This is a genomic window from Ectobacillus sp. JY-23 (genome assembly GCF_023022965.1).
Classification (GTDB): domain Bacteria; phylum Bacillota; class Bacilli; order Bacillales; family Bacillaceae_G; genus Ectobacillus.
Map to the genome: position 1 here is coordinate 1,379,602 of NZ_CP095462.1, position 24,952 is coordinate 1,404,553.

24 protein-coding genes, 1 riboswitch and 2 other annotated features are annotated in these 24,952 nt (G+C 41.2%); of the genes, 6 read left to right on the forward strand and 18 right to left on the reverse strand.

The genetic code is table 11. The features are described from left to right. A riboswitch (FMN riboswitch) is annotated at positions 1-135 on the forward strand. A gap of 284 nt (positions 136-419) precedes the next feature. The 4 genes from ribD to ribE (MUG87_RS07195) are packed head-to-tail and all read left to right on the forward strand — an operon-like array spanning position 420 to position 3,836. After that, positions 420-1,523 carry a bifunctional diaminohydroxyphosphoribosylaminopyrimidine deaminase/5-amino-6-(5-phosphoribosylamino)uracil reductase RibD gene (ribD, locus tag MUG87_RS07180; RefSeq protein ID WP_247086820.1) on the forward strand — a complete coding sequence of 368 codons (1,104 nt, stop codon included), beginning with the start codon at positions 420-422 and terminating at the stop codon, positions 1,521-1,523. After that, a complete protein-coding gene (gene ribE / locus MUG87_RS07185; RefSeq protein ID WP_247086821.1) occupies positions 1,504-2,142 on the forward strand; it encodes a riboflavin synthase in 639 nt (212 codons plus the stop codon). Before ribD ends, ribE (MUG87_RS07185) begins: the two co-directional genes overlap by 20 nt. Before the next feature lie 12 nt (positions 2,143-2,154). Further along, positions 2,155-3,342, forward strand: coding sequence for a bifunctional 3,4-dihydroxy-2-butanone-4-phosphate synthase/GTP cyclohydrolase II (locus tag MUG87_RS07190; protein ID WP_247086822.1), 1,188 nt, complete (start codon positions 2,155-2,157; stop codon positions 3,340-3,342). Positions 3,343-3,356: 14 nt separating this feature from the next. Beyond that, entirely contained in the window at positions 3,357-3,836 is a 480-nt protein-coding gene (gene ribE / locus MUG87_RS07195) for a 6,7-dimethyl-8-ribityllumazine synthase (RefSeq protein ID WP_124563559.1), read from the forward strand. Between the two features lie 40 nt (positions 3,837-3,876). Here the strand turns inward: ribE (MUG87_RS07195) and bioB are convergent, their stop codons facing one another. The 7 genes from bioB to MUG87_RS07230 form a co-directional block, all read right to left on the reverse strand. Next, on the reverse strand, positions 3,877-4,872 hold the full coding sequence (bioB, locus tag MUG87_RS07200) for a biotin synthase BioB (protein ID WP_124563501.1): 996 nt from the start codon (positions 4,870-4,872) through the stop codon (positions 3,877-3,879). Then, positions 4,829-5,659, reverse strand: coding sequence for a malonyl-ACP O-methyltransferase BioC (bioC, locus tag MUG87_RS07205; protein ID WP_247086823.1), 831 nt, complete (start codon positions 5,657-5,659; stop codon positions 4,829-4,831). Before bioC ends, bioB begins: the two co-directional genes overlap by 44 nt. Beyond that, positions 5,659-6,363 carry an alpha/beta fold hydrolase gene (locus MUG87_RS07210; RefSeq protein ID WP_247086824.1) on the reverse strand — a complete coding sequence of 235 codons (705 nt, stop codon included), beginning with the start codon at positions 6,361-6,363 and terminating at the stop codon, positions 5,659-5,661. The genes bioC and MUG87_RS07210 overlap by 1 nt, the downstream gene beginning before the upstream one ends. Further along, complete coding sequence (gene bioF, locus MUG87_RS07215; protein ID WP_247086825.1) at positions 6,360-7,529, reverse strand: 8-amino-7-oxononanoate synthase; 1,170 nt, start codon at positions 7,527-7,529, stop codon at positions 6,360-6,362. The genes MUG87_RS07210 and bioF overlap by 4 nt, the downstream gene beginning before the upstream one ends. Next, on the reverse strand, positions 7,526-8,218 hold the full coding sequence (bioD, locus tag MUG87_RS07220) for a dethiobiotin synthase (RefSeq protein ID WP_247086826.1): 693 nt from the start codon (positions 8,216-8,218) through the stop codon (positions 7,526-7,528). The genes bioF and bioD overlap by 4 nt, the downstream gene beginning before the upstream one ends. Continuing rightward, positions 8,215-9,582, reverse strand: a complete 1,368-nt coding sequence (gene bioA, locus MUG87_RS07225) for an adenosylmethionine--8-amino-7-oxononanoate transaminase (protein ID WP_247086827.1) — start codon at positions 9,580-9,582, stop codon at positions 8,215-8,217. Before bioA ends, bioD begins: the two co-directional genes overlap by 4 nt. Positions 9,583-9,907: 325 nt before the next feature. Beyond that, positions 9,908-10,609: a DUF554 domain-containing protein gene (locus tag MUG87_RS07230; RefSeq protein WP_247086828.1), complete on the reverse strand. Its 702-nt coding sequence runs from the start codon at positions 10,607-10,609 to the stop codon at positions 9,908-9,910. A 122-nt stretch (positions 10,610-10,731) separates the two neighbouring features. After that, positions 10,732-10,943, forward strand: a binding site (T-box leader). A gap of 219 nt (positions 10,944-11,162) precedes the next feature. Next, positions 11,163-11,374 (forward strand) — a binding site (T-box leader). A gap of 141 nt (positions 11,375-11,515) precedes the next feature. Here MUG87_RS07230 and nhaC point away from each other — a divergent pair. After that, on the forward strand, positions 11,516-12,889 hold the full coding sequence (gene nhaC / locus MUG87_RS07235) for a Na+/H+ antiporter NhaC (protein WP_247087568.1): 1,374 nt from the start codon (positions 11,516-11,518) through the stop codon (positions 12,887-12,889). Here nhaC and MUG87_RS07240 read toward each other — a convergent pair. The 9 genes from MUG87_RS07240 to argC all read right to left on the reverse strand — a co-directional run bounded on the left by MUG87_RS07240 (position 12,879) and on the right by argC (position 22,614). Next, positions 12,879-13,994, reverse strand: coding sequence for a GerAB/ArcD/ProY family transporter (locus tag MUG87_RS07240; RefSeq protein ID WP_247086829.1), 1,116 nt, complete (start codon positions 13,992-13,994; stop codon positions 12,879-12,881). The two genes, nhaC and MUG87_RS07240, sit on opposite strands and share 11 nt — an antisense overlap. A 78-nt stretch (positions 13,995-14,072) precedes the next feature. After that, positions 14,073-14,645 carry a class D sortase gene (locus tag MUG87_RS07245; RefSeq protein ID WP_247086830.1) on the reverse strand — a complete coding sequence of 191 codons (573 nt, stop codon included), beginning with the start codon at positions 14,643-14,645 and terminating at the stop codon, positions 14,073-14,075. Positions 14,646-14,708: 63 nt separating this feature from the next. Then, a complete protein-coding gene (locus MUG87_RS07250; protein WP_247087570.1) occupies positions 14,709-16,910 on the reverse strand; it encodes a bifunctional 2',3'-cyclic-nucleotide 2'-phosphodiesterase/3'-nucleotidase in 2,202 nt (733 codons plus the stop codon). A 264-nt stretch (positions 16,911-17,174) separates the two neighbouring features. Continuing rightward, complete coding sequence (locus MUG87_RS07255; RefSeq protein ID WP_247086831.1) at positions 17,175-17,336, reverse strand: hypothetical protein; 162 nt, start codon at positions 17,334-17,336, stop codon at positions 17,175-17,177. Between the two features lie 136 nt (positions 17,337-17,472). Beyond that, a complete protein-coding gene (gene argF / locus MUG87_RS07260) occupies positions 17,473-18,417 on the reverse strand; it encodes an ornithine carbamoyltransferase (protein WP_247086832.1) in 945 nt (314 codons plus the stop codon). 12 nt (positions 18,418-18,429) lie between these two features. Continuing rightward, positions 18,430-19,581: an acetylornithine transaminase gene (locus MUG87_RS07265; protein WP_247086833.1), complete on the reverse strand. Its 1,152-nt coding sequence runs from the start codon at positions 19,579-19,581 to the stop codon at positions 18,430-18,432. Next, on the reverse strand, positions 19,581-20,342 hold the full coding sequence (gene argB / locus MUG87_RS07270; protein WP_247086834.1) for an acetylglutamate kinase: 762 nt from the start codon (positions 20,340-20,342) through the stop codon (positions 19,581-19,583). The genes MUG87_RS07265 and argB overlap by 1 nt, the downstream gene beginning before the upstream one ends. Before the next feature lie 12 nt (positions 20,343-20,354). Beyond that, positions 20,355-21,575 carry a bifunctional ornithine acetyltransferase/N-acetylglutamate synthase gene (argJ, locus tag MUG87_RS07275; RefSeq protein WP_247086835.1) on the reverse strand — a complete coding sequence of 407 codons (1,221 nt, stop codon included), beginning with the start codon at positions 21,573-21,575 and terminating at the stop codon, positions 20,355-20,357. 13 nt (positions 21,576-21,588) lie between these two features. Then, a complete protein-coding gene (gene argC / locus MUG87_RS07280; protein ID WP_247087572.1) occupies positions 21,589-22,614 on the reverse strand; it encodes an N-acetyl-gamma-glutamyl-phosphate reductase in 1,026 nt (341 codons plus the stop codon). A gap of 260 nt (positions 22,615-22,874) precedes the next feature. On the opposite strand from argC, the gene MUG87_RS07285 reads away from it, so the two are divergent. Next, positions 22,875-23,066 carry a YqzH family protein gene (locus tag MUG87_RS07285; RefSeq protein WP_247086836.1) on the forward strand — a complete coding sequence of 64 codons (192 nt, stop codon included), beginning with the start codon at positions 22,875-22,877 and terminating at the stop codon, positions 23,064-23,066. Between the two features lie 38 nt (positions 23,067-23,104). Here MUG87_RS07285 and MUG87_RS07290 read toward each other — a convergent pair whose 3' ends face one another. Both MUG87_RS07290 and MUG87_RS07295 read right to left on the reverse strand, forming a co-directional pair. Beyond that, the gene (locus tag MUG87_RS07290; RefSeq protein ID WP_247086837.1) at positions 23,105-23,881 is read right to left on the reverse strand and encodes an SDR family NAD(P)-dependent oxidoreductase; all 777 of its coding nucleotides are present in this window, start codon (positions 23,879-23,881) and stop codon (positions 23,105-23,107) included. Positions 23,882-23,886: 5 nt separating this feature from the next. Further along, positions 23,887-24,834 carry an MBL fold metallo-hydrolase gene (locus tag MUG87_RS07295; RefSeq protein ID WP_247087574.1) on the reverse strand — a complete coding sequence of 316 codons (948 nt, stop codon included), beginning with the start codon at positions 24,832-24,834 and terminating at the stop codon, positions 23,887-23,889. Positions 24,835-24,952: the final 118 nt, after the last annotated feature.

Below are 24,952 nucleotides of genomic sequence, written 5' to 3' on the forward strand. Positions count from 1 at the left end.
AATATCCTTCGGGGTCGGGTGAAATTCCCAACCGGCGGTGATGAAGCTTTTGCTTCTTAGTCCGTGACCCGCTTCGGCGGTGGACCTGGTGCAAATCCGGGACCGACAGTATAGTCTGGATGGGAGAAGGATTCTGTTTTCAATTTTATAGGAGAAGTCTGCCTTTTTACATAAATACAAGCTAAACATTTCTATCTTTAGTAGGGTATGTTTGTACAGTGTTTCTTTTTGCGTGGTCATGACTGCTATATGAACATCGTACTTGTATTTATAGAGAGACACAGCACTGATTGTCTGCAAAAAACGCAGATATAATCGGCTTATTTGTCGTACGCTTTTCTCCTATTTCTGAAAACACACTTCTCAAGCCCCTAAGGACATTCCTTAGGGGCTTTTTATTTTAACGGGAAGGTGGTCTTATGACAGATACAACTTACATGAAATTGGCACTACAGCTCGCATCCGCGACAAATGGACAAACGAATCCCAATCCTATGGTGGGGGCAGTCGTAGTCAAAAATGGTGAAATTGTTGGAGTGGGAGCCCATTTACGGGCAGGTGAGGCGCACGCCGAGGTTCATGCACTACAAATGGCAGGTGAAAAAGCGCAGGGAGCCACATTATATGTGACACTTGAACCATGCAATCACTTTGGTAAAACACCGCCATGCACAGAACAAATTATACAAAGTGGCATTGCACGTGTTGTTATAGCTACGCAAGATAATAACCCTCTTGTTGCAGGCTCTGGTATAAAGAAGCTACAGGAAGCCAGCATTATGGTAGAAACCGGACTATTAGCCGAAGAGGCCAAACAGCTAAATAACATTTTTTTTCATACCATACAACATAAAAAACCTTACGTTACTTTAAAAACAGCAATGAGCCTAGATGGAAAAATTGCTTCTACTACCGGGGAAAGTAAATGGATTACAGGTTCACAAGCACGTATGGATGTTCATCAATACCGTCACCAACATGATGCCATATTAGTTGGAGTAAATACGATTATTGCAGACAATCCTAGTTTGACTACTCGCCTTCCAAATGGTGGTAAAAATCCAATTCGGATTATCCTGGATACCCATTTACGGACGCCCCTTTCGGCTAAAGTTCTGCATGACAACGCGGCACCTACTTGGCTTGTAACCGGGGCTCGCGTCTCTGAAGAACAAATAAGACAATATGAAAGCTACGCTTCAATTCTATCAATGCCCACAGAGAGAATTTCTGTTCCAAACTTATTACAAGTGCTGTATGAACAGGGCATTTCTTCTCTATTTGTTGAAGGTGGATCACAAATACACACTAGTTTTATAGAATCTCATATGTATAATCAGTTAGTCATTTATATGAGCGGACATTTAATAGGTGGGCAGCAAGCACCGACATTTTTTGGCGGAACCGGGTTTTCCTTGCAGGATGCACCTAAATTGTATATTGCCTCTGTTGAGCAAATGGGAGATGATATAAAGCTTATTGCACGTCGAAAGGAGGAAACTTATGTTCACAGGAATTATTGAAGAAATCGGAACGGTAGTACGTATTCAAAAAGATGCGTTAGCCGTTCAAGTCACCATACAAGCCGAGCGTGTCCTTAACGATGTACAACTTGGGGACAGTATCGCTGTAAACGGCGTTTGTTTAACCGTTACTTCATTTACGGATCAATATTTCACTGCAGATATGATGCCTGAAACAGTTAAGGCAACTTCTCTACGCACCTTGCAAGTAGGTTCTTCCGTAAATTTAGAACGTGCAATGGTAGCGAACGGACGCTTTGGTGGACATTTTGTATCAGGACATGTAGACGGCATCGGAACAATTCTTGAAAAACGCACTTTGGCAAACGCTGTATACTATCGCATTTCTCTGCCTGTTCATTTATTGCGGTATTGTATTACAAAAGGATCTATCGCGCTAGATGGGACTAGTTTAACGCTGTTTAAGGTTGATGAATCATCTATTACCGTTTCTTTAATTCCACACACCTTGGATAAATCCGTTCTTGGGAGTAAAGGAATTGGTGATATCGTCAATATAGAGTGTGATCTTGTCGGCAAATATATTGAAAAGTTTATAATATCTCCCGCTCAATCTTCTCTTACGGAAAGCTTTTTGCGGGAAAACGGATTTTACTAGGAGGGATAGCGTATGTTTCACAGCATTGAAGAAGCGTTGGAGGATTTACGCGCCGGTAAAGCGGTAATTGTTTGCGATGATGAAGATCGTGAAAATGAAGGGGATTTTATTGCCTTGGCAGAACATATTACACCGGAAACCGTTAACTTCATGATTACGCATGGACGCGGTCTCGTATGTGTGCCAATTACTGAGGAGCATGCGGCAGCACTGCAGCTTGAACCCATGGTCGCTCATAATACAGATTCACACGGTACAGCCTTTACTGTTAGTATTGATCATATCTCTACAACAACGGGCATCAGCGCTTTTGAGCGTGCCGTGACAATTCGCGCCATGCTACAAGACAGCAAACCAGCAGATTTTAAACGTCCGGGGCATATTTTTCCGCTCATCGCAAAAGCAGGTGGCGTTCTGCGTCGGGCCGGTCATACCGAAGCTGCCGTTGACCTCGCTGTGCTAGCAGGTACATCGCCAGCTGGGGTCATATGCGAAATTATAAACGAAGATGGCTCGATGGCTCGTGTTCCTGACTTGCAAGTCATCGCTAAGACGTTTAACTTGAAAATGATTACCATACAAGATTTAATTGCCTATCGTAGACGACACGAAACATTCGTATCACGTGAAGTAGAAATTCATCTACCAACACAATTTGGTGACTTTCGTGCCATTGGTTATTCTAATTCACTCGATGATAAAGAGCATATTGCTATTATTAAAGGCGAGATTACCTCTGAAACCCCTGTCCTGGTTCGGGTTCATTCAGAATGCTTAACCGGCGATGTATTTCATTCGTTCCGCTGCGATTGCGGACCGCAGCTACATGCTGCGTTGGAGCGAGTTCAGCAAGAAGGCGGCGTACTTCTGTACATGAGGCAAGAAGGGCGTGGCATTGGTCTTTTAAATAAAATGCGTGCCTATAAGTTACAGGAGGAAGGCTATGACACGGTAGAGGCCAATCATAAACTTGGCTTCCCTGCTGATTTACGTGACTACGGCATTGGTGCTCAAATTTTAAAAGATTTAGGTGTTCGTAAAATTCGCCTGCTCACCAACAATCCACGCAAAATTGCAGGCTTGCAAGGATATGATTTGGAAGTTGTAGAACGCGTTCCACTTCAATTTCCTGCCAAAAAGGAAAATGAGGCGTATTTACATACCAAATACGAAAAGCTTGGTCATCTACTACAATTATAAAAGGAGAGAATATGATGATATTTGAAGGTCATTTAGTTGGAACAGGTTTAAAAGTTGCGATTGTTGTATCTCGCTTTAATGAATTTATTACTAGCAAGCTACTTGGCGGCGCCACAGACGCTTTAAAGCGTCACGGCGTTGAAGAAACGGATATTGATATTGCTTGGGTACCTGGGGCATTTGAAATTCCGCTTATCGCGAAAAAATTAGCGACGAGCGGCAAATATGATGCGGTTATTACACTCGGAACTGTTATTCGCGGCGCTACGACGCATTATGATTACGTATGTAATGAAGTTGCAAAAGGCGTTGCCGCCGTGTCTATGCAAACGGATATACCAATTATTTTCGGGGTAGTCACAACGGAGACAATTGAACAAGCGATTGAACGCGCAGGCACAAAAGCCGGCAACAAAGGGTGGGAATCAGCTGTTGCCGCTATTGAAATGGCTAACTTAAACAGAGAACTTAAAGCAATTGCTGTAACAATATAAATAAAAAAATTTGCGCTTCTAAAAGCGCAAGTTTTTTTATTTATAAGGCACATTCTTCAATTTCAAATCCTAGGTCAGCAATCATATTCCAATCATCTGTAGGTTCTTGTCCTGCGGTTGTTAAGTAGTCTCCTACAAAGATAGAATTGGCCGCAAATAAGCCTAGTGGCTGCACAAAGCGAAGATTCACTTCACGCCCACCTGAAATACGAATTTCCTTAGATGGGTTAACAAAGCGCATCATTGCTAATATTTTCAAGCACATCATTGGCGTCAATTCTTTTTTTCCTTCTAGAGGCGTACCATTGACCGCCACTAAAAAGTTGCAAGGAATTGAGTCGGCATCGAGTCGTTGCAACTCAAATGCAATATCAACACGCTGTTCCTCTGTTTCTCCCATGCCAAAAATTGCGCCGGAACAAGGAGAAATACCTGCTCCTTTCGCTTTCTCTACCGTATCTACACGATCATCATACGTATGTGTAGAACAAATACTTTCATAATTGTTGACATGCGTATTCAGATTATGATTGTAGCGATGTACGCCCGCCTCAGCTAGCCGTTTTGCATGATCTTCGTTTAAAAACCCTAGGCAACAACAAATCTTGAGATCTGTGGTGTCTCTAATTTCTTGTACAGCACTGATTACATGCTCTACTTCTTTATTCGTTGGACGACGTCCAGAGGCAACGATGCAGTATGTACCAGCTTTACGGCGAATAGCTTCCTGCGCGCCCTCCACGATTTTTTCTTTCGTCAGCCATGCGTATTTATCAATGGGGGCCTCGGATACAATCGATTGAGAACAATAACCGCAATCCTCCGGACATAAACCAGACTTTGTATTAATAATCATGTTCAGCTTTACTTTTTTTCCGTAGTAATGATGACGAATAATGTAAGCGGCATTCATAATTTCCAACACTTCTTCATCCGGCGTTTGTAGAATGTGCAGCGCGTCTGCTTTCGTAATTCCTTTTCCTTCAATTACATCATGCGCGAGTTGCTTCCAATTTGTTTTTGTTTCTGTTTCCATTCTTTTTCTCCCCCTTTTTCATAGAACAAATAAATGTATGGTATGTAGCTGGAATGTATCCATAATCCCCAAATTGTTTTTCATACAGCGCTATTACTTGACGGAACAGACTTGGACTTTGCATATACGAGCCCGTATTACTGTTTGTCGCACCTACTTTTCGAACGGAGTGAAAAAATTCATATACAGTTGGAAAGTGTTCTACATAGTACGCTTCAGATATACATAAATGGTCGTATGCATCACATAATTCTTTGAGTGCACTTTTGGTAAAAAAACGCTGTCCCATCCTTTTATTTGTAATGCCTTGACAAGCTTGCTCATACACCGTGTGTAACTCATAAAACGTTTTTTCACCGAATATTGTAAACAGTAAGTTCCCACCTGGACGGAGTACTTCATGAAGACGTAGCAGTGTTTGAGATACATCATTTAGCCATTGAAAGGTAGCATTGGAAATAATGAGGTTATATGTAGTATTCAAGCGAAGCTGCTCCACATCCTCACATATAAATGTAACGCGGTTGCTGTTTAAACGTGCACGTGCCATAGCAATCATTTCAGGGGCTAGGTCTACGGCAGTTATGGTAGATTGCGGAAACAACCTCAGCAATTTTTCTGTAACATAACCTGTTCCACAACCGATTTCTAAAATTGAAATCGGCTTACTGTTGACCTGAAGCAGATTAATAAGTGCATCTCCCATTTTCTTCTGTACATTCGCATATTCATCATACGTTGCGGCAGCTTTATTGAAGCGCTTTTTGAGAAGGCTTTTATCAATCATTATGTAACCTCCGCTGCAAATTGTTTAATTAGATCAGCACACTCCCTCGCTTGTGTTATATGAGGTGCATGCCCTACTTCAGGCCACACATACAGCCGTGCACCTGTTTTTTGCTGTATATAATACGCCCCTGCAACTGGACATACATTGTCTGCTTCACCATGCAATAAAAGTAACGGCGTTTGTATTGCTTCTAAGGTGTTCCTCATGTCTCTTTCCAATAGGTAAGAAAGACCCACCAATAAAGAATGGACATCATAGTCTTGAAATCTAGCACGCAGGGTCGAAAACGTTTGGTAATAGATACTCTCTTGCTCGGTAAACATGCTTGTATCAAACCTTGCCAGTGTCTTCATTTTGTCAGTCAATATACCGCGCTTCATACGAGTGACAAACGACACTGGCCAACCTGGATAATCGACTGCTTTGGTAAACCGTGCTGTACCACTTAGGAGAACAATACCTAGCACTTGTTCTTGCTGCGCCACTTGAAGTGCAACCAATGCTCCTAGAGACCATCCAATTAAAATAACATTCTCTTCCTCTGCGATTGCTTTTATCACTCTTTGCTCAAACTCATGTACCTCATCCATATGATGCCAATTGATGAAGCGAATTCGATAAGATGTTAGATAGGAACATAGTTCCCCCCAAACAGGCGTATCCATTCCCCAGCCAGACAGCATCAGAAAGGTCGGTCTCATATAAGCACACCATCTTGCCAAAGCACAGCTTTTATTTGTTGAACAGCCCACTTTATTTCTGTAACAGTATGTTCAGCTGTTACTGTTAGGCGTACTCGGGATGTATGCTCCGGCACTGTTGGTGGGCGAATAGCAACTGCGGCAATACCAGCTTCTTGCAACATGCATGCCCATCGCACAGCCGCTTCATTGCTTCCTGCAATAATAGGCACAATCTGTGTTGTACTAGTCCCAATACAAACACCAGCTTCGTTTAATTCTTTTCGAAGCAATTCGCTATTAGCAAGAAGTGCTTCTCTACGAACTGTGTCGGTTCTTACAATCTCAATTGCTCGTATAACCGTTCCAACTGCACTTGGCATCATCCCGGTAGTAAAAATAAACGGTCGCATTGTATTCAATAAATAGTCGATAACCCCTTTACTGCCAGCTAAATATGCACCGCTACAACCAAGCGCCTTACTGCACGTTCCCATGTGCAAATCTATGCCATCTCGAAACGCATGCCCAAGACCAGCCCCTTCAGTTCCGTATATACCACTCGCATGCGCTTCATCAACCATTAAAAAAGCACCGTATTTCTCCTTCAGATAAACTAAATCATGTAAATAAGCCGTATCTCCATCCATGCTGAATACTGTATCCGTTACAATCAGCTTGCGTTTATTTTCAGTGTCTTGCTGCAGCAACTGTTCTAAATGATTCATGTCATTATGACGATAACGTCGATGCCGGGCTCGACTTAACATAATTCCGTCTGTAATACTCGCGTGATTCAAGCGGTCACTATACACTACGTCGTCTTTACTTAAAAGCGCTGCTAATGCTCCTACATTTGCCATATATCCACTGCCCACCAGTAAAGCGCCTTCAGTTTCTTTCCAAGTCGCAATTGCATGTTCGGCTTCCTCATATAGAGGGTGATTGCCAACAATGAGCCTGGAGGCCGTTGCGCCAGCTCCATATATGGCAGACTCCTGCGCCGCTTCTATTAACCTGTAATCACCGGCAAGTCCAAGATAATTGTTGGACGCTAGATTCAATAGCCTTTTTCCATGCTTGTTGATCCAAGTGTCACAGCCGTTTTCAGTTGTCTGCAATGCTCGGAGCTGTGTTTGCTTATCAAGTTTAATGAGCTTATCCTGCAAGTACTGCGACCAGCTCATGAAAACCACACTCCTAGCTGATCAACATCCACAGCGCCTTCAAATTCTTGCAATATAATTTCTCTTTCCGGCGAAGACAACCATGGCAACATCCCCAATACCGGTACACCACTTAATTCTTCAATCATGCTTCGATTTTCTTCAGCACTATTTCTCTCTTCTTTATGATGACCTGAAAAAATAACGCCCGCTATCCTAAGACCATGTGCTTTGGCACATTGAATAGTAAGAGCGGTATGATTAACAGTTCCAAGAGTAGGACGAGCCACAATAAGAACCGGCAGCGCGAGTGCTTTCGCAAAATCCACTACCAGCGCGTCTTTGGTGTACGGAACCAACAGCCCGCCCGCTCCTTCTACAATAACACCCTCAAAAGATGCTCTTATATGCTCGTAAGCAGCCTGCACTTGCTTTAGTGTAATCTCTTCCCCCTCATACTTCATTGCTAAACGCGGCGCTACAGGCGTAGTAAAAGAAAAGGGACAAATTTCTTCAGCCTCTGTTGTTACACCTGAGAGGCATTGCAATCGCTTTGCGTCTCCCTCTGGGTCAGAGGCAAGATGGCCGCTTTGAAGCGGCTTGGAAACACCGATGTTTTTTCCTTTTTTTCTAAGTACACCCGCTAGTGCACCTGCCACTACCGTTTTTCCTACCTCTGTATCTGTTGCCGTTACAAACATGCCACTCATAAGCCTCGCTCCGTCACATCAATAATAGATTCCCATAGAATCTCTAACATTTCGTCGAGTTCACTTACCGTTGATGCTAACGGCGGCATAAATACAATTACATTCCCAAGGGGACGAAGCAGCATTCCTAATTCCTTGGCGCGGCGGCATGTTTTTACACCAACTCGTTCCTGCCAGCTGTAAGGCTCTGCTGTTACTTTATCCTTAACCAGTTCAATCCCTATCATAAAACCTTTTTGACGTATATTTCCCACATGTTTTAGCTCCGAAAAAACTTGTAGCTTTTGTGCAATATGTATAGATTTTTGCTCTACAGCGTTAAGAAGCCTTTCTTTTTCAAATAGCTCTAGATTGGCCAAAGCAACCGCGCAGCCTAGTGGATTTCCTGTGTAGCTGTGGCCATGAAAGAATGTTTTTTGCTCTTCATACTCTCCCAAAAACGCATCATAAATTTCATCAGTTGCAACTGTTACTGCAACAGGCAAATAGCCCCCTGTTAGTCCTTTCCCTGCCGTCAATAAATCAGGCGTCACCCTTTCATGCTCACAAGCAAACATCTTTCCTGTTCGACCGAACCCAGTGGCCACTTCATCTGCAATCAGCAATACACCATAGTGTGTGCACAGCTTTCGTAAACCACTTAAATACCCTGGTGGCATCACAATGATACCGCTTGCCCCCTGTACAATCGGCTCTACAATTACACCTGCAATCTCATCACCATGGTTCTGTAATACAGTTTCCATCTCGTTCAAGTGCTTTTCTACAATTTCTTCTTGCTTGTAGGGCGAGCGGTACGAATATGGATAAGGTGTTTTGATGGATGGAAACAAAAGCGACCTAAAGGTTTCATGATATAAATCAATTGCACCAACGGATACAGCACCAATTGTATCGCCGTGATAAGCGTCCTTCATCGTAATAAATTTATATTTTTGCGGCTTACCTTTATGTTGCCAGTACTGAACCGCCATTTTAAGCGCAATCTCAACAGCCGTGGCCCCTGAATCAGAATAAAATACTTTTTTTAAGCCTGGTGGCATCATCTCTATCAATTTTTCAGCTAGTAAAATAGCAGGTACGTTTGCCATACCCAGCAATGTAGAATGCGCTACTTGATCTAATTGGGCCCGAATTGCATCATCAAGCTCCTTAACACGGTGACCGTGGACATTCAGCCAAATAGAGGATACACCGTCCCAATAGCCATTTCCTTGAACATCATATAATTTTCGCCCTTCTCCCCGTGCAATAATGAGCGGTTCATCTTCCATATAACCTTTCATTTGAGTAAACGGATGCCATACGTACTCTTTGTTTTTTTGCACCAATTGTTCATAGGATAAAGATGTTAAAACTGACAAAATTTCAGCCCCTTTGTTAACTGTTTATAAAAAAAGGTTAACATTATTACTGAAACTATGTCAATCCATATAATGTTAACTTTCAGACTATAATTTACATAAGGTAATGGTTAATTCCATGTCGTTTTCCACATAAGTAGCAGAACGAACAAAAAGATTAGAACGACTCGTAAGATGTATGTGTTCAGACTCAAAACAAGTGTCTTTTGAGCCGTAAACATAGCTGTACATTCTTTCTTTTTCTCTCCTATCACAAGAATATTACGTTTTATTTTTGTTGACGCGTTAGCAAAAAAGGTGCCCCGTACTACGGGACACCCTCTTTCTAAAATAAGCTAACGATTGTTACTAATAAAATTGCAATCAGCAAACTTGGTAGCATATTTGCCACACGAATCTTAACAACCTCCAAAATATTCAAGCCGATTGCCACAATCATAATTCCTCCAACAGCTGTAATCTCCAAAATGATTGCATCCATTAACACCTCTGGTACAAATGCTTGAATTTGCGTGGCAAACAAGGCAATAAAGCCTTGATACAAGATAACAGGAACTGCTGATAGCATGACACCAATCCCGAGCGCAGATGTAAAGATAATGGCCGAAATGCCATCAAGCATGGCTTTTGTAAATAATACAGTATGATCATGACGTAAACCGCTATCCAATGCGCCGACAATTGCCATGGCTCCCACTACATATACAAGCGTTGCTGTAACGAATCCCCGGGCAATATTTCCTTTTTCTTTCGCACCCACACGCTTCTCAATCCATAGACCTAAACTATTCAATTTCTCTTCTAAATTCCACCATTCTCCAATGGCAGAGCCAATAGCAATACTGCTAATAACGATAAGAAATTGCTCACTTTTCAAGCCCATTCCGACACCTAAAATGAGAACAGCCAATCCAATTCCTTGCATAACAGTTGCCTTCATCCGCTCTGAAATATTACGTAATACCAATCCGAACAAACTGCCGATAATAATTGCAACTCCGTTTACTAATGTTCCGAGCAACACCACATTTTACATCCCCTTTTCTCAATATTTTCATATCATATTGGTTTTTAACAAAATTTTCAATACAAAATAAAAGATTGACAGCTTAAAAGCTTTTGTGATAAAACTTTAAATAACAAATGAATGAACGAGCGTAGACAGGAATTCAGTAGTGACTCATCTATGACAACAGAGAGCTGATGGTTGGTGCAAATCAGTGCAAGATGAAACATGAATTACACTCCTTGAGCTTTCTTCGTGAGTAGCGAAGAACGGATTCTTTCCGTTATCCCATTAAGGTGATTTTTATTTGAAATCATAACGTTAGGGTGGTACCGCGATTACTTTCGCCCCTGCTTTTAGAGCAGGGGCGTTTTTTATTTTGTGGCTGTGCTAAAGCCTAATGTTAAGCATTTGTACTTGTTGATGGGAGTGCAGGGGGTGAGACTCCTGCAGAAAAAGCGAGTCAAAGGGAGAACCCGTAGGCGCATAGCGCCGAAGAGGCTCCCTGGCCACCCGCAGAAAGCGAACCCCCATAACGGAAATCAACAACGAACTTTAACAGAACCATTTTTATAACACGGCTATGACAGGAATTCAGTAGTTTTTCATTTATGACGACAGAGAGCTGATGGTTGGTGCGAATCAGTGCAAGATGAGAGACGAATTACACTCCTTGAGCTTTCTTCGTGAGTAGCGAAGAACGGATTTTTTTCCGTTATCATGTTAAGATGATTTTCATTTGAAATCATAACGTTAGGGTGGTACCGCGATACTTTCGCCCCTGCTTTTAGAGCAGGGGCGTTTTTTTATGAAAGGAGAGAGGTTTATATGCTACACGGTCATACAGGAGGGATTGTCCGATATCGACGCTCTCTCCCTATCGACATACTTATGATACGTTAACCATACAAAAAGAGGAGAATGATGATGATAACAAGACTACAAGCCATTTGGCTTACATTTGGATTATTTATATTGATTGGGGTAGGTGTGATTGCTCTTAAAGCTGCTCCTCATATCCCGATTTTAGCAGGAATTATGATTTTACTTGCTTTTGGTTTTTTCAAGCGCATCTCTTGGAGTACAATGGAGCAAGGAATGCGCCAAGGTATATCGGCTGGCATTCCGTCTATTTTTATCTTTTTACTTGTCGGTATTTTAATTGCGGTATGGATTGCGTCAGGCACAATACCAACCTTGATGGTGTTTGGTTTTGAATTATTCAGTACACGCTTCTTCTTAGTAACCGTTTTTGTTGTTTGTGCGATTGTGGGCACAAGTATCGGTAGCGCCTTTACAACAGCAGCGACTGTCGGCCTTGCATTTTTAGGGATTGGGGAAGCACTGGGATATAATCCAGCTTTAGTTGCAGGCGCAATCGTTTCAGGCGCATTCTTCGGTGATAAAATGTCACCTTTATCTGATACAACAAACTTGGCACCCGCCATATCTGCGGTCGATATGTTTGCACATATTCGCAATATGATGTGGACGACGATACCAGCCTTTGTGGTTACTGTGATATTATTTCTAGCTTTAGAAACGGAACCAACAAAAGCAGCTAACACTACTTCTTTTATAAGTACATTACATGCACATGCTCATATCTCATGGTTGACTTTACTTCCAGTCTTAGTTTTATTCTTAGTGGGTTTTAAAAAGGTTCCGGCAATTCCATCGTTGCTAGCAGGTATTGTAGCAGGTATTATTATCCTTTTTGCTTCAGCACCCCATACATCACCTGCTGATCTCATCCAAATCATGCAGTCAGGCTTTAAATCTGAAACCGGTGTAGAAAACATTGACCGCTTATTAACAAGAGGTGGTTTGGAAAGCATGCTTTCATCTGCTGCACTTATCTTTCTTGCGCTTGGTATGGGAGGATTACTTCAAGCACTTGGAATAATTGAACAGCTTATGGGAGCATTGGCTCAATTTGTTCAAACGACAGGTAAACTGATTGCATCAACCGCTCTTACCGCAATTGGTGTAAACTTCTTAATCGGTGAGCAATACTTATCTATTATATTACCTGGTCAAACATTTGCAGGTCACTTTGATAAACTTGGTTTAGAGCGTAAGAATCTATCACGCGTTTTAGAAGATGCCGGTACTGTAGTTAATCCGCTTGTGCCGTGGGGAGTCAGCGGCGTGTTTTTATCTGGGATTCTCCAAGTACCAACTGTGCAATATGCACCTTTTGCGTTCTTCTGCTTACTATGTCCAGTCATTACAATCATAACTGGTTTTGCTAACATTGGTATTACACGGATTACAAAAAGAGAGCATGCTACGATGTAGCGCGCTCTTTTTTTTGCTTTCTTTTTGCAGCAATCCATGTAGATACAAATAAAATATAAGGATAGACAAACACAATATAGAAAGCTGTTTTATTAAAGTATAGTCCCGCAGTATAAACTTGACTTCTAGTTTGAAACCATAGCGCGCACAGAAATAATATAACCGCAACGACATATAGAGCTGTTTTTTGTGAGATAGGCATATGTTTCTTTATGCCCTTTGTTAACCCCCACAAGTATATTGCAATAATGGGTAGAATTGCTAACATAAACACGCACAGCACTATAACTTGATATTGCTCAAAAAAAGGAAACTTGACTACTTTATACATACTGAGCGTAGGCCAAGCAGATTTAATAATTTCTTGTCCTCCGAAAAAGCCAATTGCTAAAATAATCAAAAAGAGAAATGCCATATTTGTTAAAAACACACCAATTTGACCGTATTTTTGAACTTTTTCCCTATTTTGAATATAGGGATAGTAAAAGTAAATTCCTTCAAACCCAGCTAAAGAAAGAGACATCTCATACACCGCTCGGAGCATTTTAGACAGCGGTACTTCAAATAACGGCAAAAAGTTTTCCAGCTCACAATACGGAAAAAGCTGATACAGAACAAATAACACTGTGGAAGAGAGGATTACACTATAAAAGCATAATCCCATAACAACACGTATTCCTCCTAGAATTGTATATATAGACAAAATCATAAGTATACCGCTAACAAACCAGTTTGGAATCTCGGGAAACATATATGTCGTTAAAATTTCAAAGTATGTGACTGTCACCATAAGCACTGAATAACAACAATATAACATAGCTGCGAGATTCAAAAAGCTACCCAACCATTTACCGAATACCAGCCGATGAATATCGTATATATCTTTATCCTTAAAGCGCTGAAGGGTACGAATGATGACAAACATAGTAAAATGTGCGTATAAGCCTGCTAATACCACCGCAAAAATCGCATCTTGCTTAGCGTGTAAATAAACAAACCTTTGGAACACGGCAAGACCAATTCCTGTTTGGGCACCAATAACAGCAAAAATCACCAAGTACGCTTCAAATGTTTTAGCTGCTGGAATCGCTCCTGATTGTTTCATCACATGCCCCTTCTTTACCTTTGTTTATTTACCATTTTGTACATTTTAAGGGATAACTATGTATAAAAGCAGTCCTTTTCAGGACTGCTTTTCAAAAGGATAAGCATATATAATGTATCGGTCAGGGGCTGATCCAATAAATCCGAATGGATAACAAGTCGATAGATTGAGTACCTCGTCCTGTACACTGCCAATCACACTTGTGTCATCAGCAGGTACAATGCGTGCAGTATCCATCTTGTAATGAAATGTTCCATATGGAAGCTCCACAATAAACTCATCACCCTTCTTCAGCTCACCAAATTTTCGAAATACGGTGTCTCGATGACCTGATAACAAAATCTGTTTACCATCACCTGGAAACGCTGTCGTTTTGTAATGCCCCACGCCTTTTTTTAAGTCTTCAGGGCTGGTACCTTCTACAATTGGTAACTGGGCATCAATTTTAGGAATACGTAAAATACCGATTGTTTGATTTTCCAGCGGCTGAAATGTATCTCTTGATACCTTTTCTTTTGTTTCCGTTATTGTTTTTGTAGCTTCTTCCATTGCCCTGTCTTGTTCTTTTGCAACATCTGTAATCTCCCATACACTAAACCCTACCAATACAAGACCCACTAACAATAACAAACCTGCAATGATAGTTCTCATTTTTCCTTCACACTCCCCCTAACAATCCGGAAAAGGTGCAGAACTCTCTCTGCACCTTTTATATTACTTTTTACGTCTTCTGAGCAAGCCAAACGCTCCTGCTCCAACTGCAGCTACACCCGCAGCAAGCATACCAAACATATTTGTAGCTGTATCAGGCAAAGTACCTGTCGATTTTGGTCCTGTAACAGGTGCTGAGACTGGGTTTGCAGGGTTTGTTACTACCGGCGCTGCTCCATTCCCGTCTGCCGGGGTTTCTGTTGTCGGAGGTGTAGTTGGTGGCTCACTTGGTTTAGATGTGTCTTTTGTTAAAGTCAGGGCATACTTTGCAAATCCGTCCACATCTTCACCAATATACGTAACACCTTTTGCAGCACCCAAATACTTTTGTGCGTTCGGAGACGATTGGAAGGTGACTTTCAAATCCGTATCAATTGGAGCAAAAGACCAGTTTCCATCCGCTGCCGGATCAATTTTACCTTTTTTCTTAATATAATCAACAATAATTTGTCTATTTTCATCTGGCGCTTGTAAAATCAGCTCTGCATTTCTTACACCAGGGAACTTATCTTCGTTTCCAGAGTTTCCGGCATTTGCCCCGCGATAGTTATTGGTCGCAACAATAAACTTTTGATCAGCCGTAACAGGCTTGCCGTTAAATGTAAGATTCTTAATACGACTTGCATTCGGATTAACTGTCTTACCTTTTGTATCATACTTAGCCGGTTGCGTTACATCAATTTCATATTGTACACCGTCTAATATATCAAAGTTATACGTACGGAATTCATTATTAATCAGGTTTTGTGCCTCTGCCTTTGTTACATCCAACTGATTAAATTGCCCTGCAGACATTTCCAGCCATTCCTTAACATCTGCACCCGTCAACAATACAGCATTCACTGTATTCGGATATACATATAAATCAGCCATATTTTTAATAGCAAGCGTTCCGGCAGCGATATCTGTGTAGTAAGCTGCGCCATTCCGCCCGCCCGCTTTAAATGGTGCTCCTGCTGATAATACTGGAATGTTTTGATACTTGGCATTCTCCGGCTGCTTCAACCATTTTTCCACATATTCTTTTTGCGCATTGGTAACGAGCTGTACAGATGGGTCATCTTGTACAAGGGCAAAATAACTATTGATTGGCGTAGTTGTTTCGCCGACTTTTTCATTTACATAAGCAATTGTGCCTTCATGCTCCTCTTTAATAGTATTTAATACGTCCTGATCTGCTGTTTGTGGTGCTGTAGGCGCTGTGATATCGCGAAGTGCTGCTTTAGAAGCAGTTTTGTCGACTGTCCATTTACCTTCTACTTGCTTTAACTCCAGATCAATTACACCTAAAGCAGATCCAAAACTACTTGGCATTGTCACGGCTACTCCGTTGATAATTTCTGCTTTTCTATCATGCGAATGTCCCGTTAAAACAGCATCGATTCCAGGTACATTTTGTGCTAAGTAAGCAGATACATTTTCTTCGCCTACTTTATAAGTCTTTGGATCTCCCATGCCGGAGTGTGAAAGTACGACGATTACATCCGCACCTTCCTGCTTCATTTGCGGTACAAATTTCTTTGCAGATTCTACAATATCTTTTGCAATTACTTTATCTTGTAAATTCGCCTTGTCCCATTGCATAACTTGCGGAGGAACAAATCCGATTACACCGACCTTAATTGTTTGTTCTTGCCCGTTGCTGTCTTTCACTTTCTTTTCCATGATTTTGTATGGAGTAAAATAATTCTTATCGTTTTCAGGGTTATTGTCTTTATCATTGATATATACATTTGCGTTCAGTATTGGGAACTCTGCGTTATCACGGGCTTTATCAAAAAAGTCCAAACCATAGTTAAATTCATGGTTACCTACAGTTGCCGCATCATATTTCAAAAGATTCATCACACGGTACACGGGATGTACATAATTTGGATTGTCGACTTTCTTTTCTTTATAAATATAATCACCAAGCGGATTTCCCTGTATTGCATCACCGTTGTCAAATAAAAGCGTGTTATCTACTTCTGTGCGTGCTTGCTTAATTAAACTTGCTGTTCTTGCAAGCCCTACTTTAGGATCTTGCTTTGTCTGATAATAATCATAGTCAGCAAGGTGAACGTGAATATCGGACGTTTCAAGAATGCGAAGCTTTACCACATTTGTATCTTCCACAGCATAAGAAATAGTCGGCATCATTTGCGGAATGATAACGCCCATAGCCAGTGCTGCGCTTGCCATCTTTTTGCTCATTACTTTCTTCAACATGTGCTCCCCCTTAATAATGTATGTATACATTATTATCGCAATTTTGTATTAAACCGATTTTACAAATAAACTGGTACTACGACATACATTTTATCGAATTTTGTCTATTAGGGTCAATTTAATTTTCTGTAATTATATAAATTTTCTGTAAAATATATGTATTTTCTTTAGTAACTACTTTAACAAACATACTTAATGAAATGCATGGTGTTTCCTTACACAACAAAAAACCTTATTGTTGACAATAAGGTTTTGCTCTATCTACGCCTCAAAATAATTACCATAATATACATTAGAATACGGCCACGTTCGTAAATATGGTTCTCTTGGTCCAATGACTTGTCGCATCCTGTAGTAGCTTTGCGTATTATACAAAGCCCCTGGAAGTAAGATTGGATAGCACGGTTGCCAATACCTTATCATAAACATCCTCCTCAACATATTCTTCTGCTATCTTATGTCTATCGCAAGAAAATGTTGGATTGTACTTCTTATGTTTATTTAAGATAAACATTCTAGCTATCCTTTTATGCTATTTGAGTAGAATCTTTACTTCTTATTATTGTAGTAAACTAACAAGCAACGCCTTTTGTGCATGTAGACGATTTCCAGCTTGTTCGAATACCAGTGAGTGCGTTCCGTCAATGATAGAGGCGGTTACTTCTTCTCCGCGATGTGCAGGCAAGCAGTGTAAAAAATGATACGTCTCACTTGCATATTGTATCAATTCTTCATTGACTTGATACGGTTGAAACGTAGCCAAACGCTCAGATATTTCTTCCTCTTGCCCCATACTGGTCCAGACATCTGTATAAATAAAATCGGCATCTTGAACAGCCAAACAAGGATCATGATATACTTCTATTCTCCCCCCTACCGAAGCTGCAATACTTTGAGCAGATTGGAGAATTTCGTGCTTCGGTAAATGCCCCGCCGGACAAGCTATCGCAATATGCATTCCAACCTTTGCACAAGCAAGCATCAATGAATGACACACATTATTGCCATCGCCCACATATGCTAGTTTCACATCTTCAAATGTCCCTTTCACTTCATAGATTGTCATTAAATCAGCCAAAGCCTGGCATGGGTGATGGTAATCTGTCAAACCGTTAATAACAGGCACAGTCGCATGCTTAGCTAATGTCACCACTGTATCATGACTAAATGTACGAATCATGATGGCATCTACATACTGTGATAATACTTTGGCAGTGTCTTCAATACTTTCACCGCGGCCAAGTTGCAACTCTTTTCCATTTAAAAACATACCATGGCCACCAAGCTGAACCATACCAGCTTCAAACGATACACGCGTACGCGTTGAATGTTTATCAAAAATCATACCAAGGATTTTACCTGCTAAAAGAGGAATATTCTGCCCTCGTTGATGTTGCGTTTTTAAGGTTATTGCATATTGAATTAACTCCTTTACTTCTGAAGAACTCATTTCTTCTAACGACAGTACATCTTTTTTCTGTATATTTGAAAGAGATTGCAACATATTATACCCTCCTTATTTTGTACATAGTGCTGCTTGTAGCACATGCTCTAGAATGACAGCGGCTTTTTCTAATTCTTCTATGGTAACGGTTAGAGGCGGTAGTAAACGCAGTACATTCGGTCCTGCCTGCAACACCAATAAACCTTTCTCCTGTACTTGCTCAATAATGTTATTGACTGCTTTTCCGCATACAATACCAATCATTAACCCCTGTCCGCGCACTTCCACAACGCCAGGGATATTTTCTAATTTCTGCTGTAACAAGGACGAAAAATACAGTCCTTTGTTTGCTACCCCTTCTAAAAATTCCTCTTGAAACACCACTTGCATTACAGCCTTTGCCGCTGCCATTGCAATCATATTCCCTCCAAACGTAGAACCATGAGAGCCAGGTCCAAATGCTGTCGCGAGCTTTTCTTTTCCAATCATCGCACCTACAGGTATTCCATTACCCAATGCTTTAGCAACCGTAATGATATCCGGCGAAACAGCGGCATGCTCATAAGCAAAGGCTTTGCCTGTACGTCCTATTCCAGTCTGCACTTCATCTACAATAAACAGCGCATTGTGCTTTTCGCAAAGTGTTTCTATCGCTCGTAAAAAATCGATATCAGCAGCCATTACCCCTCCCTCACCCTGCACAGCTTCGACAAGTACAGCTGCGGTATCATTATCTACAACATTCCGGAGAGCATCTATATCATTAAAAGGTGCATATACGAATGTTTCTAACATAGGACCGTATCCTTCTTGAATCTTCTCTTGACCCGTTGCACTCATAGTTGCAAACGTACGGCCATGAAATGATTGGCGAAATGTCACAATTTTTGTTCGCCCTGTATATTTACGTGCCAGTTTAATTGCAGCTTCATTTGCTTCCGCACCGCTATTGCAAAAAAAAGCATATGCACCAACGCTTTTAGAAACAAGAAGCTCAGCCACTTCTTCTTGCAGCGTATTTTGAAACAGATTGGACACATGCCACACCTTCTGAAGTTGCTCTTGTATTGCACCTTTCACAACTGGGTGGCAATGACCTAAATTGCATACTGCAATTCCAGATACAAAATCTAAATATGTCTTACCTGTAGCATCACGAACAATCGTACCGTTTGCTTCTATAATCTCAAGATTTCGCCGTGTATATGTTGGAAATAGAGTCATTACTTTATACCTACTTTTTTCGTAATTTTTGTCCCAGTTATATAACCGGCTTCATTTATAAAATCTTGTAAACCATTAATAATCATCGCTTCATCCACACGCCCCAAAGCTGCAAGTGCAGCCTGCACTTTCGGAATCATGCCGCCTGTAATAATACCCGCTTCAATCAATTCCAGTACATACGTTTCTCCCGCTTCTTGCACAAGATTGTTTTGATACAAAATTCCAGGCACATCAGTCACGAATACTAACTGCCGTGCCTGTAAAGAAGCTGCTACTGCAGCTGCAGCGGTATCCCCGTTAATGTTGTATAACTGCCCATCTTTCATGCCGATTGGCGCAATGATTGGCACAAATCCTTGTTGCAAGAGCTGATGAATCAGCTCTCGATTCACACTCTCTACTTCTCCAACAAAACCAAGTTCTTCGATTGGCTCAGCAATCAGAAGATTTCCATCACATCCGGATAACCCCACTGCTTGCAAACCGTATGCAGAGCAAGTTGCTACTAGGTTTTTATTTACAGTACCGCAAAGCTGCATTTGTACAACTTCTAAAACTTCGGCAGTTGTTACGCGTAAACCGGATTTTTTATGTACAGCAATGCCCAGCCTTTTCAGCATCACATCTATTTCTGGTCCTCCTCCGTGTACAATAACAACATCACATGTTTTCTGTAATTCTTTTATACTCCTAAAAAACGTTTCTGATAAACGGGAAAGTATACTGCCGCCGCACTTTACTACGATAATATCCTTCAAACTCTCTCCTCCTTATGTACGATAGCTGGCATTGATCTTTACATAATCGTAACTTAAGTCACAGCCCCAAGCCGTACCTTTGGCTGTCCCCGTATGCAAATCAACATAAATAACGATAGTATCTCCTGCTAAATACCTTGCTGCCGCTTCTTCAGAAAATACTTGCGGTTCACTTTGCTTTAACACGCAAAATTCTCCTATATATATGTCAATAGTAGCGGGATTTAATACAATATCACTATGACCGAGCGCACCAATAATTCGTCCCCAATTCGCATCTTCGCCGTACACAGCTGTTTTTACTAAGGCTGAACCAACAACCTTTTTTGCGGCAATTTGAGCATCTTTTGGAGACACCGCTCCCTCTACATTCACTTCAATTAGTTTCGTAGCTCCTTCACCATCTTTTGCAATTTGCTTTGCAAGCGATTCGCATACTTCTCTTAACGCTTCATAAAAATGCGGCCAATCCGCATGCGCTTCGTGTAAGGACTCATTACCGGCTAAGCCGCTTGCCATAACAATTACCATGTCATTTGTAGATGTTTCTCCATCTACCGTAATTTGATTAAAGGTATGATTTGTGATGCTTGACAATGCTTTTTGTAATACATCGCTTTCAATGACCGCATCTGTTGTAACAAACGCTAGCATCGTAGCCATGTTGGGATGAATCATACCCGATCCTTTTGCCGCTCCTCCTACTGTAACTGTCTTACCATCTATCACTGTTTGATAACACGCGCGCTTTGTGACAAGATCAGTCGTCAAAATTGCTTCATAAAAGGAATCAACTTTCTCTACAGACCTCGCTGGCATTAACTGTGTAATCCCCATTCTAATTTTTTCCATAGGTAGTACTTCACCGATTACACCAGTTGACGCTACTGCTACTAAATGGTCCTCAATACCACAATGTTTAGCAGTCAATGATCGCATCTCATAAGCATCCTCTTCCCCTTGCACACCTGTACAAGCATTGGCGTTACCACTATTTATAACAATAGCCTGTAGCTTATGTGCAACCGCAATGCTTTGCTGAGTCACCCTAAGAGGAGCTGCTTGAAAACGACTTTGTGTATAAACGGCTGCACAACTAGCCGGCACCTCACAATAAATCATCCCCAAATCTTTACGTACCTTTCGAATACCTGCATGTACACCGGTTGCTTGAAATCCCTTCGGTGTTATAACCGACCCCCCTGTTACTGGGTTTACCGTTAAACCAATCATCTCTTTTCCTCCTTTATGGATACATTGGAACAAATCCAATACCTGTTTGCTCATCTAGCCCCAGTGATAAATTTGCATTTTGTACCGCCTGCCCGGCAGCACCCTTCATTAAATTATCAATAACAGATACCACTGTAATACGTCCGGTTCGTTCATCGTATGCCACACCAATATCACAATAATTAGAACCACACACTTCTTTAGGAGATGGATACATTCCTATTTCTCGAATTCTAACAAAAGGCGACTCTTCATAACTTTGCTTATATAAATCTTGTAAAAAGTGCGTTGTCACTTCTCGCTTAGCTTGCGCATACATCGTCACCATAATCCCCCTGGTAATAGGGATAAGATGTGTACTAAATGTAATTGGCTTTGCTTCCTCGTTCCACTCCACAAGCATCTGTTCAATTTCTGGAATATGCTGATGCTCATTGACTTTATATATTTTCATATTGTCCTGTATCTCTGGAAAATGTGTCATGGTGGTCGGTGATTTACCGGCACCGGAAACACCTGATTTGGCATCTATAATTAACGAATCAACCAACCCTTGCTTCATCAATGGAGCTGCTGGTAACAAAGCTGCTGTTGCATAGCAACCGGGATTTGAGATGAATTGTGCCTTAGTAATCGCATCTCGTTGCCATTCTGATAATCCATACACCGCGCCGTGCAATTCATCTCCTCCTTCGCGTTTGTACCACGTTTCATACGTATGTCGATCGCGAAGACGAAAGTCACCTGATAAATCTATTACTCTCATTCCATGTGCGAGCAGGCGCGGTACAATAGATCTGGCTACTCCTGGAGGCGTCGCTAAAAAGACAAGCTCTGCTTTGGAAGCAATGCGGTCTATATGAATATCTTCTATGTTTTTATCTATAATGTGCTGCAAATGCGGATATTGACGAAACAGTGGTTCACTGTTTGCAGAAGATGCATGTAATGATACTCCCTCCAAGTAAGGATGATTTTGTAGCAGGCGTATAAGCTCTAATCCCCCGTATCCGGTTGCTCCAATAATAGCTGTTTTCATCATATACCTCCGCTTCAAACGAAATTTAATTCTGATTATATTATTGTATATTTATTAAGTCAATTAAATATTTATAAATTTTTAATCTAAAAAATTTCACATGATTCATGCATTGTTATCTCTTTACATGTATGTTACAATCACCTACGATAGTTAGTCATATCTGGATTTATACAGGTTGTACATAATCTATATGTATGCCTATACCTAATTGATATAACCAGACACTTAGCTTTATGGAGTATACAAGGAGCTTACGTATGAATAGATTGCTGCTACATAAGATGATAAAAGCTCGCTTTTATCAGTATGATTGTGAGAAAGATGCTTTGCCTTTATCGGAGGAAGAATGTACTACCTTGGCAAATCAGATTTGGAAGGAATATCAGCGGACTGGTGATGATCTACACGAGCTGATTGAAGATGCTGTATATGAATTTTTAACAAAATAAAAAGACTGCGACAAAAAGTGTCTCAGTCTTTTGTATAATTATTTCTTGTTTAAAGCCGTTCCTGCCCACTTTTCAAACACGCGCGGCAATAACGCAAACATAAGGGGTCCCGCACTCATCCAGCGGGGTAAATTGATTTCCCGTTTATTCATTTTGATTGCCTTTACAATACAAGCAGCTACGTATTCCGGTCGTAACATATATCGTTCTACACTTTTCACATAGGTACCGGATTCATCAGCTATATTAAAGAAGTCTGTACGAATTGGTCCTGGATTAACAGATGTCACCGAAACGCCCGATGTAGCCAGTTCCATACGCAGGCTGTTGGAGAAAGCAAGAACAGCATGCTTTGTAGCCGAATAAGCACTTGATTTAGGGGTGGCAATTTTACCTGCAAGCGAGGCAATATTTACAATATGTCCACTACTTCTTTTTTTCATCGCTGGTAGCACTGCTTTTGTACAAGCCACCAAACCAAATACATTCACATCAAACATCGCTTTTACTTCTTGCAAGGAGGCTTCTTCAAATGTTTTAAATATACCAAAGCCTGCATTATTCACAAGAATATCAACGTCTCCGACTTCTTGTGAGATGCGTGTGAATACATCTGCTACCATCTTCTCGTCACTAACATCCAATCTGTAAACATAGCATGCTGAACCAATTTCCTGACGAACCCGCATCAACTCTTCTTCACGTCTTGCTAACAGTACAACAGTAGCGCCCTCTGTCACCAGCAAACGTGCCAATTGTTCGCCAATACCGCCGGATGCACCGGTAATAGCAGCTATTTTCCCTTTCAATTCCATTCACATCACCTACTTTGATAAATCAATACACCGGACACTGAATCAACTTTCACTTTTTGATTATATTCTAAAAAATCCAATTGACCAACTGTTTCAGAGATAGTAAGTGCCAATTGCTTTTGATAAATCCCAGGGAATAATGCCTGACATACTTCAAAAGCTGTCATCGGTCTTTCCTTTAACATTTGTAACACCTGCTCAGCACGCTTTTGTTGTTTTTGCAAACGCTCTCTCACAAGCTTTCCCACCTCAATTACATCTTCACCATGCCCTGTCATAATGCGTGAAATTGGCATCTCCGCTAAGCGACGCAATGATTGATTATATGCCAGTAACGGCTTTTCTCGTTCTCCGTCCTCATAGGGAGGTTCTAATAAAGGATTTGATGAAATGCGCGCCAGCAAAACATCTCCCCCAATCATAATGCCGTCTCGCTCTCTGTATAGGGCGATATGAGTAGAAGCATGCCCTGGTGTCTCAATGACTCGAAAGCCAGGTAACTCTGCTATTTCATCTCCTTCGCATACAGATCTAGTTAAAGAACGCTTGCATGCAAGCTTCAATGTGTTGGTTAATGAAAGGCCTTTTTCAATAAATGCTTTCGGAACACCAAGCTCACGTGCAAGTGAAGCCGAAAAACGTTCATATTTTTGAATAAATGCGGCATTCTGCGTAATCCACGGCTCATTCAGCGGATGTCCCACTACATTTGTTCGATCGCCGAAATCGCCGAGTAATCCGCTATGGTCGGCATGATGATGGGTTAACACCACTGTTTCAATATCCTTGATCTCATAACCGAATTGCGCTAGTTGATGAACGAGAGCTTGTCGCGTTGCTTCTGTTTTTGTACCTGTATCAATTAACGTGAGCGTGTCTCCTTTGATTAAGTAGGTATTAACTGTCTCCGTTGCAAACGGCACCGGTAGGGGTAAGCAGTGAATTTGCATAATAATCCTCCATATACATCTTCATCATCCACAATACACATCAAAAAATGAATGTACATTCATTTTACACCTCACACCTTGCTTTGTCATTATTTTCAAACAAATAACAGGTATATATCCG